17 protein-coding genes are annotated in these 15,178 nt (G+C 64.7%); 10 read left to right on the forward strand and 7 right to left on the reverse strand.

Going from position 1 to position 15,178, the window contains the following annotated elements; all coding sequences use genetic code 11:
- Positions 1 to 54: 54 nt before the first annotated feature.
- Positions 55 to 1,989, reverse strand: a complete 1,935-nt coding sequence (gene dnaK / locus KDC96_RS04875; protein WP_212451159.1) for a molecular chaperone DnaK — start codon at positions 1,987 to 1,989, stop codon at positions 55 to 57.
- A gap of 165 nt (positions 1,990 to 2,154) precedes the next feature.
- Here dnaK and KDC96_RS04880 point away from each other — a divergent pair, with 165 nt between their 5' ends.
- The 5 genes from KDC96_RS04880 to KDC96_RS04900 all read left to right on the forward strand — a co-directional run bounded on the left by KDC96_RS04880 (position 2,155) and on the right by KDC96_RS04900 (position 5,710).
- A complete protein-coding gene (locus KDC96_RS04880; RefSeq protein WP_249171929.1) occupies positions 2,155 to 2,658 on the forward strand; it encodes a copper chaperone PCu(A)C in 504 nt (167 codons plus the stop codon).
- A 182-nt stretch (positions 2,659 to 2,840) separates the two neighbouring features.
- Entirely contained in the window at positions 2,841 to 3,185 is a 345-nt protein-coding gene (locus KDC96_RS04885; RefSeq protein WP_371815531.1) for a vgr related protein, read from the forward strand.
- Positions 3,178 to 3,672, forward strand: coding sequence for a GNAT family N-acetyltransferase (locus KDC96_RS04890; protein WP_212451161.1), 495 nt, complete (start codon positions 3,178 to 3,180; stop codon positions 3,670 to 3,672). The genes KDC96_RS04885 and KDC96_RS04890 overlap by 8 nt, the downstream gene beginning before the upstream one ends.
- 123 nt (positions 3,673 to 3,795) lie before the next feature.
- Complete coding sequence (locus tag KDC96_RS04895) at positions 3,796 to 4,464, forward strand: crotonase/enoyl-CoA hydratase family protein (RefSeq protein WP_212451162.1); 669 nt, start codon at positions 3,796 to 3,798, stop codon at positions 4,462 to 4,464.
- 79 nt (positions 4,465 to 4,543) lie between these two features.
- The gene (locus KDC96_RS04900; protein ID WP_212451164.1) at positions 4,544 to 5,710 is read left to right on the forward strand and encodes an indoleamine 2,3-dioxygenase; all 1,167 of its coding nucleotides are present in this window, start codon (positions 4,544 to 4,546) and stop codon (positions 5,708 to 5,710) included.
- A gap of 61 nt (positions 5,711 to 5,771) precedes the next feature.
- Here KDC96_RS04900 and grpE read toward each other — a convergent pair whose 3' ends face one another.
- Together grpE and hrcA are read right to left on the reverse strand one after the other, a co-directional pair.
- Positions 5,772 to 6,350, reverse strand: a complete 579-nt coding sequence (gene grpE, locus KDC96_RS04905) for a nucleotide exchange factor GrpE (RefSeq protein WP_212451166.1) — start codon at positions 6,348 to 6,350, stop codon at positions 5,772 to 5,774.
- 27 nt (positions 6,351 to 6,377) lie between these two features.
- Positions 6,378 to 7,421, reverse strand: a complete 1,044-nt coding sequence (gene hrcA / locus KDC96_RS04910; RefSeq protein ID WP_212451168.1) for a heat-inducible transcriptional repressor HrcA — start codon at positions 7,419 to 7,421, stop codon at positions 6,378 to 6,380.
- Positions 7,422 to 7,524: 103 nt separating this feature from the next.
- On the opposite strand from hrcA, the gene rph reads away from it, so the two are divergent.
- Both rph and rdgB read left to right on the forward strand, forming a co-directional pair.
- On the forward strand, positions 7,525 to 8,238 hold the full coding sequence (gene rph, locus KDC96_RS04915; RefSeq protein ID WP_212451171.1) for a ribonuclease PH: 714 nt from the start codon (positions 7,525 to 7,527) through the stop codon (positions 8,236 to 8,238).
- A complete protein-coding gene (rdgB, locus tag KDC96_RS04920) occupies positions 8,235 to 8,864 on the forward strand; it encodes an RdgB/HAM1 family non-canonical purine NTP pyrophosphatase (RefSeq protein WP_212451173.1) in 630 nt (209 codons plus the stop codon). The genes rph and rdgB overlap by 4 nt, the downstream gene beginning before the upstream one ends.
- Here rdgB and KDC96_RS04925 read toward each other — a convergent pair.
- Positions 8,861 to 9,406 (reverse strand): CAP domain-containing protein, encoded by a 546-nt coding sequence (locus KDC96_RS04925; protein ID WP_212451175.1) that lies wholly within the window; start codon positions 9,404 to 9,406, stop codon positions 8,861 to 8,863. The genes rdgB and KDC96_RS04925 overlap by 4 nt on opposite strands.
- A gap of 48 nt (positions 9,407 to 9,454) precedes the next feature.
- Between KDC96_RS04925 and hemW the strand changes: the two genes are divergently transcribed.
- On the forward strand, positions 9,455 to 10,606 hold the full coding sequence (hemW, locus tag KDC96_RS04930) for a radical SAM family heme chaperone HemW (protein WP_212451177.1): 1,152 nt from the start codon (positions 9,455 to 9,457) through the stop codon (positions 10,604 to 10,606).
- A complete protein-coding gene (locus KDC96_RS04935) occupies positions 10,603 to 11,502 on the forward strand; it encodes a tyrosine recombinase XerC (RefSeq protein WP_212451179.1) in 900 nt (299 codons plus the stop codon). Before hemW ends, KDC96_RS04935 begins: the two co-directional genes overlap by 4 nt.
- Positions 11,503 to 11,617: 115 nt before the next feature.
- Here KDC96_RS04935 and gshB read toward each other — a convergent pair whose 3' ends face one another.
- The 3 genes from gshB to rsmI form a co-directional block, all read right to left on the reverse strand.
- Positions 11,618 to 12,580, reverse strand: coding sequence for a glutathione synthase (gshB, locus tag KDC96_RS04940; protein ID WP_212451181.1), 963 nt, complete (start codon positions 12,578 to 12,580; stop codon positions 11,618 to 11,620).
- A gap of 112 nt (positions 12,581 to 12,692) precedes the next feature.
- Positions 12,693 to 13,049 carry a YraN family protein gene (locus KDC96_RS04945; RefSeq protein WP_212451183.1) on the reverse strand — a complete coding sequence of 119 codons (357 nt, stop codon included), beginning with the start codon at positions 13,047 to 13,049 and terminating at the stop codon, positions 12,693 to 12,695.
- On the reverse strand, positions 13,046 to 13,876 hold the full coding sequence (rsmI, locus tag KDC96_RS04950) for a 16S rRNA (cytidine(1402)-2'-O)-methyltransferase (RefSeq protein WP_212451185.1): 831 nt from the start codon (positions 13,874 to 13,876) through the stop codon (positions 13,046 to 13,048). Before rsmI ends, KDC96_RS04945 begins: the two co-directional genes overlap by 4 nt.
- 74 nt (positions 13,877 to 13,950) lie before the next feature.
- Here rsmI and KDC96_RS04955 point away from each other — a divergent pair, with 74 nt between their 5' ends.
- Positions 13,951 to 15,153, forward strand: a complete 1,203-nt coding sequence (locus KDC96_RS04955) for a penicillin-binding protein activator (RefSeq protein WP_212451187.1) — start codon at positions 13,951 to 13,953, stop codon at positions 15,151 to 15,153.
- Positions 15,154 to 15,178 lie beyond the last annotated feature (25 nt).

The raw sequence follows: 15,178 nt of genomic DNA on the forward strand, positions 1-15,178 counted from the left end.
GGGCCGCCGCCAGCGCTTGTGGCACCAGCGGCGGTTCGGTTGGTCATCGGGACATCAGCCCTTGTTGTCTTCGTCGACCTCGGAGAATTCGGCATCGACCACTTCCTCGTCCGGAGGAGTCTCTTCCGATGCGCTGTCGCCACTCGCGTCGCCGCCTTCGGTGCCCTTGGCCTGCTCCTGTTCGTAGATCTGTTGACCCATCTTCATCGCCGCTTCGGTCAGAGCCTGAGCCTTCGCGGTGATTTCGTCGGCGTCATCGCCTTCGAGCGCGGTCTTGGTCGCGGCAACGGCATCCTCGACCGCCGACTTGGTCTCGGCATCGATCTTGTCGCCATGTTCCTCAAGCTGCTTCTCGGTCGCGTGGACCAGGCTGTCGGCCTGGTTGCGGGCCTCGGCAGCGGCGCGGCGCTTCTTGTCTTCTTCGGCGAACTTTTCGGCATCCTGGACCATCTGATCGATATCGGCATCGGACAAACCGCCCGAAGCCTGGATCTTGATCGTCTGTTCCTTGCCGGTGCCCTTGTCCTTGGCCGCGACCGAGACGATGCCGTTGGCGTCGATATCGAAGGTCACCTCGATCTGCGGCACGCCGCGCGGAGCGGGCGGGATGCCGACGAGGTCGAAATTGCCGAGCAGCTTGTTGTCCGCCGCCATCTCGCGCTCGCCCTGGAAGACCTTGATCGTCACCGCGTTCTGGTTGTCCTCGGCGGTCGAATAGGTCTGGGTCTTCTTGGTCGGGATCGTCGTGTTGCGATCGATCATGCGGGTGAAGACGCCGCCCAGCGTTTCGATACCCAGCGACAGCGGGGTCACGTCGAGCAGCAGGACGTCCTTGACGTCGCCCTGAAGCACGCCGGCCTGGATCGCAGCGCCCATGGCGACGACTTCATCGGGGTTCACGCCAGTGTGCGGTTTCGCCTCGAAGAATTTCTCCACGACTTCGCGAACCCGCGGCATGCGGGTCATGCCGCCGACCAGGATCACCTCGTCGATATCGTCCTTGGACACGCCGGCATCGGCCAGCGCCTTCTTGCACGGATCGAGAGTGCGATCGATCAGCTTGCCGACCAGCTTTTCGAGATCGGAGCGGCTGATCGTTTCGACCAGGTGCAGCGGGGTCGAGCTGCCGCCTTCCATCCGCGCGGTGATGAACGGCAGGTTGACTTCGGTGGTCTGCGAGCTCGAAAGCTCGATCTTGGCCTTCTCGGCGGCTTCCTTGAGACGCTGAAGCGCGAGTTTGTCCGCCTTCAGGTCCATGTTTTCCTTCTTCTGGAACTGCTCGGCGAGCCAATCGACGATCGTGTTGTCGAAGTCTTCACCGCCCAGGAAGGTGTCGCCATTGGTCGATTTCACTTCGAACACGCCGTCCCCGATTTCGAGGATCGAGATATCGAAGGTACCGCCGCCAAGGTCGTAGACGGCGATGGTCTTGCCGTCTTCCTTGTCGAGACCATAGGCCAGCGCTGCCGCAGTCGGCTCGTTGATGATGCGCAGCACTTCGAGGCCGGCGATCTGGCCGGCATCCTTGGTCGCCTGGCGCTGGGCATCGTTGAAATAGGCCGGGACGGTGATGACCGCCTGCGTCACGGTTTCGCCGAGATAGCTTTCGGCGGTTTCCTTCATCTTCTGCAGAATGAAGGCGGAAATCTGGGAGGGGCTGTATTCCTCACCGCCCGCTTCGACCCACGCATCGCCGTTCTTGCCCTTGACGATATCGTACGGGACAAGTTCCATGTCCTTCTTGGTCAGCGGATCATCGAACCGGCGACCGATCAGACGCTTGATTGCGAACAAGGTGTTGTCGGGATTGGTCACCGCCTGGCGCTTGGCCGGCTGACCGATCAGCCGCTCGCCATCCTTGGTGAAAGCGACGATCGACGGCGTCGTGCGCGCGCCTTCCGAATTCTCGATAACCTTGGGCTTGCCGCCATCCATCACAGCAACGCAGCTGTTGGTGGTGCCGAGGTCGATACCGATTACTTTACCCATGTGTTCCCCATCCATTGGAAGTCATTGGACACCGCCGTCGTGCGTTTCCCGGGACCGGCAAAACGCCTGGGCGGCTCGAATATGAGCGGGATATAGGTGCGGTTTTGCTTGGCACAAGAGATCGCAGCCCCTAGTTTTCGCCCCATCTCAGGAGGGGACAGAAACGTGCTTGTGACAAAAAAGACGGGATCGAAAACGCGCATGCTGGCGCTGGCGGGGGCGCTGGCGGGAGCGATCGCACTCGGGGCATGCAGCGATGAACCCCCGCCGGTCGAAAAGGTCGAAGGCGTCGTTCCGGGGCTGACCATCAGCAACGCCCGGATGATGCTGGCCCCGGTCGAAGGCAATCCCGCAGCGGTCTATTTCGACGCTACTTACGAGGGGGAACGCGGCATCTCGATCAGCGGCGCCGAAGTGGCTGGCGCGGCGAACGCCACGGTGCACGACATGATGGAATACAATTTCGAGATGACCATGGCCGAAGCCGGACCGATCGCGATCACCAATGGATCGGAACTGAATTTCGAACCCGGCGCGCTGCACATCATGGCGTTCGAACCGTCGGCCGATCTGCAGCCGGGCGGCAAGGCCGAGGTGACGCTCAAGATCTCCGGCGGTGCCCGCCACAAGTTTCAGGCCGATATTCTCGCAGCCGGGGACGAGCGCTGAACCAGTCGACTCCGGCAGCAGCGACGACGTCACCCGTTCCGGCTTGCCCGGTAGGGGGCGAACGGTCGCTGACGCCGGGAGAGACCGAACTGGCCCGCACCGTCTTCGGCGATGCGATCGATTATGGTGCAGTGAAACTCAGACGGCGAAAGTGGTTTCCGTTTCAACCGCGAAAAACCACCATGGCGCCGCGCGGGCATCTCCATTTCCATCCGCGCGGCACGGCCTATTGCGACGATTTCTCGACCACCAACCTGGTGCGGCAGGGCCTGCTGATCCACGAACTGACCCATGTGTGGCAAACGCAGACGCGCGGGGACTGGTACCTGGTGCTCCACCGCCACCCGTTCTGCCGCTATGGCTACAGCCTCAAGCCGGGGCAGCCGTTCACCGCCTACGGCATCGAGCAGCAGGCCGAGATCGTGAAACACGCCTTCTGGTTGCGCCACGGCGCGAAACTGACGGGCGTGGGCGACAAATCCGTGTATGATATGCTGGTGAGGTTTCCGGGAGCGACGATTGGCTAAGATCGACTGGCAATTGCGCGAATTCAGAGCGTCCGACGCGCCGGCCTTCGCCGCGCTCAACCGCCGCTGGATCGACGAGATGTTCGGGATGGAGGAAAAGGACCGCCGCCAGCTCGAGCATCCCCAGATCGCGATCCTCGATCCGGGCGGCTATATCGCGGTGGCCGATGCCCACGGCTGGGTCGTGGGGACCGGTGCCTTTCTGCCGGCCGCCCACGCTCCCGACGACGGGCATCGCTGGATGGAGATTGTCAAGATGGCCACCGAACCCTCGGCCCAGGGGCAGGGAATCGGTGCTGCGGTACTCGATCGGCTGGTCGACGAAGCAAAGGCGCGCGGTGCAGACCGGATCTGGCTCGAGACTAATCGCAAGCTCGAAGCGGCCACAGCGCTGTACGAGCGCAAGGGCTTCGTATCGCTGGGCGATGACGAATTCTGGGACACGCCGTACGATCGCTGCAACCTGCAGATGACGCTCGAACTCTAGCTCCTGCAAACTTTCTGCACGACCTGCCGCAACGCGTCGTAGCGGCATCCACAAAATTGCCATTGCGCCCACCGCGCGGCCCGATAACGCTCCGCGCAATCCATTTCTCGCCGGGAGGTTATCATGATCACGATCGAACAGCGCGACGGGGCGCACATCATCACGTTGGACGATGGCAAGGTGAACGCGCTCAACAAGGACAAGCTCGACGGTTTGGTAAACGCGCTCGCCGAGTGTGCCGCGGAGAAAGCGCCGGTCGCGATCCGGGGGCGCAAGGGCATCTTTTCCGCAGGATTCGATCTCAAGGGGTTCGCTGCCGGACCCGACGTCGCGACCGCGCAGTTGCAGGCCGGCAAGGACGCGATCCTCGCTATCCTGCGCCACCCGGCCCCGGTCGTGACCGTGTGCGAAGGCCACGCCTACCCGATGGGGGCGTTCCTGATGCTCGCCGCCGACAAGGCGATCGGTACCGAAGGCGAGTTCGTCACCGGCATGAACGAAAGCGCGATCGGCATGGCGCTGCCGATCTACCCGATGATCCTCGGCGCAGCGCGGCTGAGCCCGTTCGGTCGCAAGGCGGTCGCAACCTCGCAGATGTTTTCCCCGCACGAGGCGCGCGATGTGGGCTATTTCGACGAAGTGGTCGCGCCCGATGCACTGGAGGACGCGGTCGCGGCCACGCTCACGCACATGAAGGGCCTCAACATGGGGGCGTTCCACGCGAACAAGTCGGCCATGAACAAGCATTTGATCGCCGATATCGAAGCCAGTCCATTGCCCGATTTCGGGTGACGCTTGAGCAGAATGGTTGCAAACGATACTGTCTCGACGTCCAGACGGCCAAACCCGCGCCTGGCGACGAGCACTCATAATGGAGATCAAGGATTACGGACTGTCGCGTGAGCGCGGCTATCTTTCGCATCACGAAATCGACGAGATCACCCTTCCGGCACAGTTCGACGAGGTCTGCCACGCCGCAGGCAATCTTTCGGGGCTGCTGTCCTCGGGCCGCGTACGACACTGGCTGAACCAGTTGCCCGATCCGCAGATCGAGGACTGGGCCAGACAAGCCTCCGAAGAACAGGTTCGCACCGCGATGGTGCATTACAGCTTTCTGGTTCAGGCCTATGTCTGGGGCGAAAGCACGGCCCCGCCCCACCTGCCGAGAAACCTCGCTCGCCCGATCGTGGCGCTGGGCGAGCGGCTCGATCAGGCACCGCTGCTCCCGTATTCGGGATACGTGCTCGACAATTGGGCGCGGATCGACAAGTCGCAGCCGGTGTCGCTCGACAACATCTACATGGTCCAGAATTTCTCGGGCGGAGACGACGAGAACTGGTTCGTGCTCGTCCATGTCGCGATCGAGGCGGAAGCGGGCGTGTTGCTGGACAATGCGGCGAAACTGGTCACCATTTCAAACGAAGGCGGCGATCCGTCGGACGCGGAACACTTGCTGCTGGAGATGCACGCCGCGTGGGAGCGGATCTATGCCCATTTCGATCGGATGCCCGAACGCTGCGACCCCTACATCTACTTTCACCGGGTGCGGCCCTACATCCACGGTTGGGCGAACAATCCGGCGCTCGATGGCGGTTTGATCTACGAAGGCGTCGAGAAATACGCCGGAAAACCGCAGGCATTCCGTGGCCAGACCGGTTCGCAATCCAGCATCGTCCCGGCGATGGACGCGCTGTTCCAGGTCCACCACTCGGACGATCCGCTCAAGGCTTTCCTCGACGAGCTGCACGCGTACCGGCCGGTGATGCAACGCCGGTTTATCGAGGATCTTGCGACCCAGTCACGGCTGCGCAGCTACGTGGCCGAAAGCGACAATCGCGACCTGCGCGATGCGTTCAATGCCTGCCTTGAACAGACCACGCGGTTCCGCACGCGGCACCTCGAATACGCGGCGAGCTACATCAACAAGCAGGCCGGCTCGATCGCGGGCAACGACCCCGATGTCGGCACCGGCGGCACGCCCTTCATGCGGTACCTGAAAAAGCACCGCGACGAGAACCGCGACCAAGCGATCTCGTGACGAACAAAAAGGCCGGGGTGCATGATCGCGTCCCCGCCTCTGTTGTTCTAGTTCTTGAAGATCACTCCGGCTTCTTCGCCACGCCCACCATTGCGGGGCGCAGCAGGCGGTCCTTGATCATCCAGCCCGACTGCATCTCCTGCACGATCGTGCCCGGCTCCTGCTCGGCGCTCGAAATCTCGATCATGGCCTGATGCTGGTTGGGATCGAGCGGCATACCGGTCGACGCGATGCGTTCGATACCGTGCTGCTTAAACACCTTTTCGAGCTCGCGCTGGGTCGCTTCGATCCCGGTGACGAGACCCTTCATCTTCTCGTCTTCGCGCAGGCTGTCTGGGATCGCCTCGACCGCGCGCGAGAGGTTGTCCCACACACTCAGAACATCGCGGGCGAAGCCGGTCGCGGCGTAGTTGCGCGCATCGGCGATGTCCTTTTCAAGGCGCCGGCGAACATTTTGCGTTTCAGCCTGCGCGTAGAGTACGTCCTGCTTTGCCGATTCGAGGTCCTGACGCAGGTTGTCGAGCGCGTCTGCCACGCTGCCCTCGTCTTCCGATTCGTCACCGTCTTCGAGGAACTCCTCCGGCACGCCCTTCAATTCTTCAGCCACCGCTTCGTCTTGCGGTTTGTCGTTGTCGATCATGTATCTGGTTCCAGCTTGTGTGGTCAATCAAGCGATCAGTTTGCCCAAGGATCGGGCGGTCAGGTCAACCATGGGGACGACCCGCGCGTAATTCAACCGCGTCGGTCCGATCACGCCCAGCACGCCCACGACCCGGCCTTCGCGGTCGCGGTAGGGCGAGGCGATGACCGAAGAGCCCGACAGCCCGAACAGCCGGTTTTCGCTGCCGATGAAGATGCGGGTGGCATCCGCCTCTCGGGCACTTTCGAGCAGGGCGGCGACCGATTGCTTGTTTTCGAGATCGTCGAGCAGCGAGCGCACCCGCTCGATATCGCCCAGAGCCGATTCGTCGAGCAGGTTGGCAGCGCCGCGCACGATCAGCACCGGGCGCGCATCGGCGTCCTCGCTCCAGACGGCCAGACCGCGCTCGACAAGGTCCCGGCTGGCGTCGTCGAGCTGCGATTTGCCCGCGCCGATTTCGGCGCGCATCGCCTGCGCCGCTTCGGCAAGCGTGCGTCCGGAAAGCCGCGCGGTGATGAAATTGCTCGCCTGGTCGAGCGCGCCCGGACTGATCCGCCCGCCGATCTCCAGCACCCGGTTTTCGACCCCACCATCCTCGCCGACCAGCACCGCCAGTGCCCTGCCCTGGCCAAGGTCGACGAGGTTGAACTGCGCAAGCCGTTGTTCGCGTGTCGGCACCATCACCATGCCCGCCGCACCCGAAAGATCGGACAACAGCGAGCTCGCCTGCCGTAGCGCCTGTTCGACCGGCCCCGCCCCTTCGAGCCGTGCCTCGATCTGCGCGCGTTCCTCCTCGGTCGGCTCGGCCACGCGCATCATTCCGTCGACAAACATTCGCAGCCCCGCATCGGTCGGCATGCGGCCGGCACTGGTGTGCGGGGCGGCGAGCAATCCGAGCCCTTCGAGATCGGCCAGCACCGATCGGATCGATGCGGGCGAAAGGTTCAGGGTCCCGTCCGTCGCCAGCGTCTTCGACCCCACCGGTTGCCCGCTATCGATGTATCCTTCGACCACCCGGCGAAAGATTTCGCGGGCGCGTTCGGTCAGTTCTGCGATCGGAGGGGCAGCCATACCTGCAACTTAGCGTCCAGATTGTCCGCGCCAAGCCTTGCGGGCAAGGATGTTCCCAGCCACACCGCGCGCACGCACCGAATCACCCAGACAGGAACAGACCATGCGGCCATCCGGACGCGCGCCCGACGAAATGCGCGCCATCACCATCGAAACGGGTTTCACCAAGCATGCCGAGGGATCGTGCCTGATCAGCTTCGGCGATACGCGCGTGTTGTGCACCGCAAGCGTCGAGCGCGGCGTCCCCCCGTGGATGCGCGGCAAGGGCACGGGCTGGGTCACCGGCGAATACTCGATGCTCCCGCGTGCCACGCACACCCGTGGCAGTCGTGAGGCGGCGCGCGGCAAACAGAGCGGGCGGACGCAGGAAATCCAGCGGCTTATCGGCCGTTCCTTGCGCGCAGTCGTCGATCTCGAGAAGCTCGGCGAACGGCAGATCACGCTCGATTGCGACGTGATCCAGGCCGATGGCGGCACCCGCACCGCTGCAATCTCCGGCGCATGGGTGGCACTGCGGCTGGCCGTCAACGGACTGATCGCCGCCGGCGATGTCAAGGAAGACCCGATCATGTCGCAGGTCGGGGCGATCTCCTGCGGCATCTTCCAGGGCACGCCAGTGCTCGATCTCGATTACGACGAGGATTCGAGCGCAGATGCCGATGCGAATTTCGTGCTGCTCACCGGCGGCCAGATCGCTGAGGTGCAAGCGACCGCAGAAGGTGCGACCTATGACGAGGAAGGCTTGCTGCGGCTGCTACGGCTCGCGCGGATCGGCTGCGACGGGATCTTTGCCGCGCAGATGGACGCGGTGAAGTGACCCGCAGGCTCGGCGGTGGCTCGCTGGTCATAGCGACGCACAATGCGGGCAAGCTGAAGGAGATTTCGGCGCTGCTCCAACCATACGGGATAAAGTGCCTGTCGGCAGGGTCGCTCGGGCTGCCCGAGCCGCCCGAGACAGGCAAGACCTTTGCCGAGAACGCGCTGATCAAGGCCCGCTCCGCCGCCGAAGCATCCGGGCTTGCGGCGCTCGCCGACGACAGCGGTCTGAGCGTCGATGCGCTGGACGGGCGCCCCGGAGTCTACACCGCCGATTGGGCCGAGAGGCAGTGGTTCGAAGGCGAACCGGGCCGTGACTGGTACATGGCGATGGGCAAGGTCGAGGGGATGTTGCATCAGCTCGGGCCCGATACCGATCGCAGTGCGGCGTTTCACTGCGTGCTGGCGATCGCGTGGCCGGACGGCGAGCACGCCGTCTACGAGGGGAAATGCCCCGGCTCGCTGACATGGCCGCCGCGCGGCACGCTCGGCTTCGGGTACGATCCGGTATTCGTCCCGTCAGGGCGCGAACAGACCTTTGCCGAAATCGATCCGGCGGAAAAGCACGCCATCAGCCATCGTGCCGACGCGTTCGCCAGGCTGGTCGCGGACCAGTTCGAACGCTAGCGATTGGCCACTCTCGGTCGGGGTGCCACCTGCGCACCCGTCGCGTTTCCGGCAGGCCAGTACCGACACACCAGCACATCGAAATCCCTGCCCTGCGCCATCGCGCAACCGACGTCGCGCGTGTCGCGCCACACGATCTGGGTGTAGTGCCCCACATCGGCCCAATTGCCGGTAGTCGAGACCTGGGGAAAGGTTCCCGCGCGGAAATGGCGTTTCTCCGAGGCGAAGCTCGCGATCATCTGTTCGGGACGGAAATAGCCGCGCGTGCCCATCCACAGGTTCTCGCCCGACCCGTTGCGCGCAGCGATCGGAGCATGGCGCATCCGGCCCTCGCGCGCCAGTCGAACCGCCCATCGGCGGGCCTCATCGGCGAGCGCGTCGTTCCAGCGCAGCGGCTCGCTGCCAAACTCCGCGCGTTCGGCGTTGTGCGCATCGAGCCAGATCGTTTCGGGCTTCGGAGTGGGCGATTGCGCGGCGGCGACGCTCGCAGCAAGAGCCGCGATGCCTGCCGCCAACGCGAGAGAATCGGCACGGAAACCCATCACCCAGCCTTGACTCGCGGCGCTTAAGAAAGGCTGAAAGGCAGGATCGTGGCCCGCGCCCTCTACATCCACTGGCCCTTCTGCGCGAAGAAGTGCCCCTATTGCGATTTCAACTCGCATGTGCGCGATCGCGTCGACCATTCGGCGTGGGAGGGTGCCTTGCTCGCCGACATGCGGGCCGAAGCCGCTGTCGCCGGGGGAGAAGCACTCACCTCGATATTCTTCGGCGGTGGTACGCCTTCGCTGATGCCGCCTGCCCTCGTCGCGCGCCTGCTGCGCGAAGCTGAACAATTGTGGGGGTTTGCGCCCGGTATCGAAGTGACACTCGAGGCAAATCCCTCGTCGGTCGAGGCTGCGAATTTCGCCGCATTGGCGCGCGCGGGCATCAATCGCGTTTCGCTCGGGGTGCAATCGCTCGACGAGGAGACCCTGCGCTGGCTGGGGCGGCTTCACGGCAGCGAGGAGGCGCTGAAGGCGCTCGAAACGGCGCAGAAGCACTTCGAGCGGGTCAGTTTCGACCTGATCTATGCCCTGCCCCGCCAGTCACCCGAAGACTGGCGTCGGCAGCTTGAGCGCGCGCTCGGTTTCGGCACCTCGCACCTGTCGCTGTACCAGCTGACGATCGAGCCCGGCACACGGTTTGCGACCGATGTCCGGCGCGGGGTGTTCGAGCCGCTGGACGATGACGCCGCGGCAGACCTGTATGCAATCACGCAGGACCTGACCGAGGCGGCCGGTCTGCCCGCGTACGAGACGAGCAACCACGCCGAACCGGGCGAGGAGAGCCGCCATAACCTCACCTACTGGCGCTATCAGGATTATGCCGGGATCGGCCCCGGCGCGCACGGACGGCGGGGAGGTTTCGCGACCCAGCGCCACCGCAAGCCGGAGAACTTTCTCGCCGCGATCGCAGAGCGCAGACACGGTATCGCCGAACAGCGCATGCTTCCGGCAAACGAACAGGCAGCCGAAGCGCTGCTGATGGGGTTGCGCCTGGCCGAAGGGGTCGATCTTGCAGCGCTCGCCACGCGTTTTGCTCTCGCGCAGGACGACCTGATCGATCCGGCGGCGCTCGCACGGCATGCCGAGCTTGGTCTTGTCCGCACAGACGGATCGCGGATCGTGCTTACCCGCGCAGGGCAGCCGCTGCTCGATGCGCTGCTGGGCGAGCTTGTGTGCGACCGACTGGTCGCGGCATGAGCGTGCCCGAAATCCTCGAGTGCTGGCGCGCGCACCTCGCCGAGAGCCGCCGCCGCTCCCCGCATACGGTGCGCGCCTATTGCTCGGCGGCGCAACGTCTGGTCGGGAACAAAGAGCTCGAAACGCTTGAAGATGTCGCCGCGCTCGAAGCGTCCGACCTGCGCCGCCATCTCGCCGCGCGGCGCGCCGAGGGACTGGGCAACGCCAGCGCCGCGCGGGAACTGTCCGCGCTCAAGGCCTTCATCGCCTTCGCCCGCGCTGAAACGGGCGACCCCGATCCTGCTGCCCCGCGGCTGCGCGGCCCGCGCATCAAGAAGGGCCTGCCCCGCCCCGTGACCCCGGATGAAGCGATCAACCTTGCCGATCTCGTCGATGGCACCGCCGAGGAAAGCTGGATCGGCGCGCGCGACCGGGCGGTGCTGCTGCTGATGTACGGATCGGGGCTGCGGATAGCCGAAGCGCTGTCGTTGCAGGGCCGCGACGCGCCGCTCGGCGAAGTGCTGCAGGTTACCGGCAAGGGCGGCAAACAGCGCGTGGTCCCGGTGCTGCCGATCACGCGCGATGCGGTGGCGGAGTATGCGAAGCACTGCCCCTGGCCGATCGGCGCCGACACCCCGCTGTTTCGCGGTGCCAAGGGCGGACCGCTGTCGCAAGGCATGGTGCAGAAGGCGATGTCGAAAGCGCGGCGCGCGCTGGGCTTGCCCGACACCGCGACACCGCATGCGTTGAGGCACTCGTTCGCAACGCATCTGCTGGGGGCTGGAGCGGACCTGCGGAGCCTGCAGGAACTGCTGGGCCACGCTTCGCTGGGATCGACGCAAATCTACACCAAGGTCGATGCGGCGACCCTGCTGGAGAATTACCGCGACGCGCATCCACGGGCGAAGAAGCGGTAACCCCAAGGTTCGTCATTGCGAGCGAAGCGAAGCAATCCAGCTCCAGACGGCGCCGCCTGGGGAAACCTTTGAAGCTGGATTGCCGCGGCGCCTTCGGCTCCTCGCAATGACAAGTCTATTTCTTGCGCTCAGCCAACCGCGCCTCAATCGCGTCCCAGATCATCCCCGCCGTATCGGTCCCGTTAAACCGGTCGATCGCAACGATCCCCGTCGGCGAGGTGACGTTGATCTCGGTCAGCCATTTGCCGCCGATCACGTCGATGCCAACAAAGGTCAGGCCGAGGCGCTTCAGTTCCGGCCCCATCGCCTCGCAGATTTCGCGTTCGCGCTCGGTCAGCTGGGTCGCTTCGGCGCTGCCGCCCATGGCGAGGTTCGAGCGAAACTCGCCCTCGCCCGGCTTCCGATTGATCGCTCCGGCAACCTCGCCGTCGATCAGGACGATGCGCTTGTCGCCCTCGGCCACCTCGGGGAGGAAGGGCTGGACCATGTGCGGCTCGGGCCAGGTCATGTTGAACACTTCGAACAGCGCGGAAAGGTTCTCGCCATTCTCGGGAATGCGGAAAATCGCCTTGCCGCCGTTGCCGTGGATCGGCTTCACCACCACCGCGCCGTGTTCGGCAATGAAGCGCTTCACTTCGTCCACCGACCGCGTGACCAATGTGGGTGGCATGAAACGGCGATAATCGAGCACCATCACCTTTTCGGGCGCGTTGCGGACATTCACCGGGTCGTTGACCACCAGCGTCTCGCCCCGGATGCGCTCGAGCAGGTGCGTCGCAGTGATGTAGCCCATGTGAAACGGCGGATCCTGCCGCATCAGCACCACGTCGATATTCTTGCCGAGATCGAGCCGCTGCGCCTCGCCCTTGCTGAAATGGTCGCCCTCGACCCGCTGGACCGTTACCGGATAGCACTCGGCAAACAGGCGGTCGTCGGCATCGAGCGTGAGGCTTTCGACGTGATACTCGAACACCGAATAGCCGCGCTCCTGCGCCTTCAGCATCAGCGCGAAGGACGAATCCCCGGCGATGTTGATGTTCTCGATCGGGTCCATCTGGACGGCAACGCGTAGCGACATGATCCAATTCCGTTCGTGTTGAGCTTGTCGAAGCACCGCTCTTCTTCGAACGCTCGGATAAAGGGAAATGCGGCCCTTCGACAAGCTCAGGACGAACGGGCCCGGAGGCGGCTCACGGCATCCACGCGTTCTCGATGTGGCGCGGCTTGGTACCGGGTGCAAGCAGGATCACGTCGATCCGGATATCCTCGCCCCCCGTGGCATACTCATGCGCGACGATTTCGACCGCGGCCGCCACCCGCGCGAGCCGCCGCTCGTCGATCGCTTCGGCAAGATTGCCGGGATGCCTGCGCCACTTCACCTCGACGAAGGCGACTATCCCCTGCCTCGCCGCGATCAGGTCGATCTCCCCCAGACTGGTCTTCACCCGTTCGCCGAGGATGATCCAGCCTTGCGCGGCAAGCCACTGTGCCGCCTGCGCTTCGCCTTCGCGTCCGCGACGTTCGGCAATCTCGCGTTTCGCGCTCATTGCGCCTTGAGTTCCACCGCGCGCGCATACAGCGCCTGGCGGTCGAGCCCGGTGGCCTTGGCCACCTTCGCGGCGGCCTTGCTGGGGCTGGCTTCGGACAGCGCCGCGCGCAGCATCTCGTCGGGATCGGCATGGTTCTCCAGCACTCGGGGCGGGCCGATAAGCAACACGATCTCGCCCTTGGGCGGGTTCGCCGAATAATGGCTGGCGAGATCGCGCGCCGATCCGGTGCGGCATTCCTCGTGAAGCTTGGTGAGTTCGCGGGCCACCGCGACGTCGCGCTCCGGCCAGCGCCGGGCGATCGCTTCGAGACTGCGCACCAGTCGCGGTCCTGTTTCGTAGAAGATCAGCGTCGCGTCCGTGTCTGCCAGCCCGTCGAGCACGTCTCCGCGCGCCTTGTCCTTGTGCGGAAGGAAACCGGCGAACAGGAACCGGTCGTTGGGCAGGCCCGCCAGCGTCAGTCCCGCAATCGCGGCGCAGGCACCGGGTACGGTGAACACGGCGATGTCGGCTTCACGCGCCTCGCGCACCAGACGATATCCGGGGTCGGACACCAAGGGCGTTCCCGCATCGCTGACCAGCGCCACAGGTTCGCCGCGGGCCAAATCGATCAGGCGCGCACGCTGGTCTTCGGATGCGTGATCGTCGTACCGCCGCATCCGCGTGGACACGCCGAGATGCTTGAGCAGACGTCCGGTTACGCGCGTGTCTTCGCAGGCGATCAGGCTCGACCGCTGCAATACGTCGACTGCGCGGAGCGTTATGTCGCCTAGATTGCCAATCGGCGTCGCCACGATGTAGAGACCGGGATCAAGGTGTTCAGTCAAAGCTGATTCAGGTGCGGGCGTGTTCACGCGTTCTTCTTTGAAGCAGCCATCGGGGGTCGGCAAGAATGAAGGGTATGGGCGCAGCCGTTTGGGGCAAGTCGCTGGTCGAGAAGACGAAGATGGTGGTGAACCGGCGCACTCTGGTGATCGCCGGAACCGCGATGCTGTTGGCGGGCTGCAAGCTGATTCCGGAAACCGTCGAACCGACCACCTCCGTTCCGGAAGCCACCCCCACTCCCGAACCGAGCGCGACCGCGCTGCCGAGCGATTCCACGCGTCATCGGGTCGCCTTGCTGGTCCCGATGTCGGGCGAGGCCGGAGCGGTCGGGCAATCGCTCGCCAATGCGACCACGATGGCGCTGATCGATACCAACGCCAACAATCTGCGGATCACCACCTACGATACTTCGCAGGGGGCCTCGGCCGCTGCACGGCGTGCGATTGCCGATGGCAATGCCCTGATCCTCGGGCCGCTGCTAGCCGGCAACGTCCCGGCGGTGCAGGCTCAGGCGCGGCCCGCCGGGGTGCCTGCGATCGCGTTCTCGAACGACACGTCGGTGGCAAGCGCCGATGTGTTCGTGATGGGCCACATTCCCGAACAATCGATCGCGCGCAGCGTGCGCTATGCGCGCCAGCAGGGGGCAAGAAATTTCGCAGCCCTCCTGCCCGAAGGCGATTACGGCCAGAGGTCCTATTCGGCCCTGACAAACTCGCTGCGCGAATATGGCGGCACGCTCGCCGCGTTCGAGCGCTACGCGCGCGGCAACACCTCGATCGTCGGCGCTGCGCAGCGGCTCAAGACGCGGGGCGGGTTCGATACCGTGCTGATCGCCGATGGCGCCCGCCTGGCGGTGCGCGCCGCCGATGAACTGAAGAGCGGCGGTGGAGGCCTGCAACTGGTCGGCACGGAATTGTGGAGCGGCGAATCCGCCCTCACCCGTTCCAGCGCCGTCAACGGCGCGATCTTCTCGGCGGTCTCCGATGGACGGTTCAGGCGCTTTTCCGACAGCTACGAGGCACGCTTCGGCAGCAAGCCGTATCGCATCGCAACGCTCGGCTACGATTCGGTGCTGCTGACCCTGCGCGTGGCGCGCGACTGGCGTGTCGGCAGCCGCTTTCCGAAGAACGAGCTCTACGATGCCGGTGGCTTCCTGGGTGTCGACGGGCCGTTCCGCTTCATGCGCAACGGCGTGGCCGAGCGCGCGCTCGAAGTCCGCGAAATCCGCGGGAACGAGATCGTCGCGGTCGATGCCGCCCCGACCGCGTTCAGCCGCTGAACTTGCGCAAAAGCCTGCGCGGCTG

Source organism: Erythrobacter sp. JK5, from assembly GCF_018205975.1.
Classification (GTDB): domain Bacteria; phylum Pseudomonadota; class Alphaproteobacteria; order Sphingomonadales; family Sphingomonadaceae; genus Erythrobacter.

Excerpts from the sequence above, each read along its gene's own strand:
- KDC96_RS04900 (WP_212451164.1), top strand. The coding sequence starts at position 4,544 with ATGGAGATCAAGGATTACGGACTGTCGCGTGAGCGCGGCTATCTTTCG.
- KDC96_RS04895 (WP_212451162.1), top strand. The coding sequence starts at position 3,796 with ATGATCACGATCGAACAGCGCGACGGGGCGCACATCATCACGTTGGAC.
- KDC96_RS04885 (WP_371815531.1), top strand. The coding sequence starts at position 2,841 with ATGGCGCCGCGCGGGCATCTCCATTTCCATCCGCGCGGCACGGCCTAT.
- rph (WP_212451171.1), top strand. The coding sequence starts at position 7,525 with ATGCGGCCATCCGGACGCGCGCCCGACGAAATGCGCGCCATCACCATC.
- KDC96_RS04925 (WP_212451175.1), bottom strand. The coding sequence starts at position 9,406 with ATGGGTTTCCGTGCCGATTCTCTCGCGTTGGCGGCAGGCATCGCGGCT.
- KDC96_RS04945 (WP_212451183.1), bottom strand. The coding sequence starts at position 13,049 with ATGAGCGCGAAACGCGAGATTGCCGAACGTCGCGGACGCGAAGGCGAA.
- hrcA (WP_212451168.1), bottom strand. The coding sequence starts at position 7,421 with ATGGCTGCCCCTCCGATCGCAGAACTGACCGAACGCGCCCGCGAAATC.
- gshB (WP_212451181.1), bottom strand. The coding sequence starts at position 12,580 with ATGTCGCTACGCGTTGCCGTCCAGATGGACCCGATCGAGAACATCAAC.
- dnaK (WP_212451159.1), bottom strand. The coding sequence starts at position 1,989 with ATGGGTAAAGTAATCGGTATCGACCTCGGCACCACCAACAGCTGCGTT.
- KDC96_RS04935 (WP_212451179.1), top strand. The coding sequence starts at position 10,603 with ATGAGCGTGCCCGAAATCCTCGAGTGCTGGCGCGCGCACCTCGCCGAG.
- grpE (WP_212451166.1), bottom strand. The coding sequence starts at position 6,350 with ATGATCGACAACGACAAACCGCAAGACGAAGCGGTGGCTGAAGAATTG.
- KDC96_RS04955 (WP_212451187.1), top strand. The coding sequence starts at position 13,951 with ATGGGCGCAGCCGTTTGGGGCAAGTCGCTGGTCGAGAAGACGAAGATG.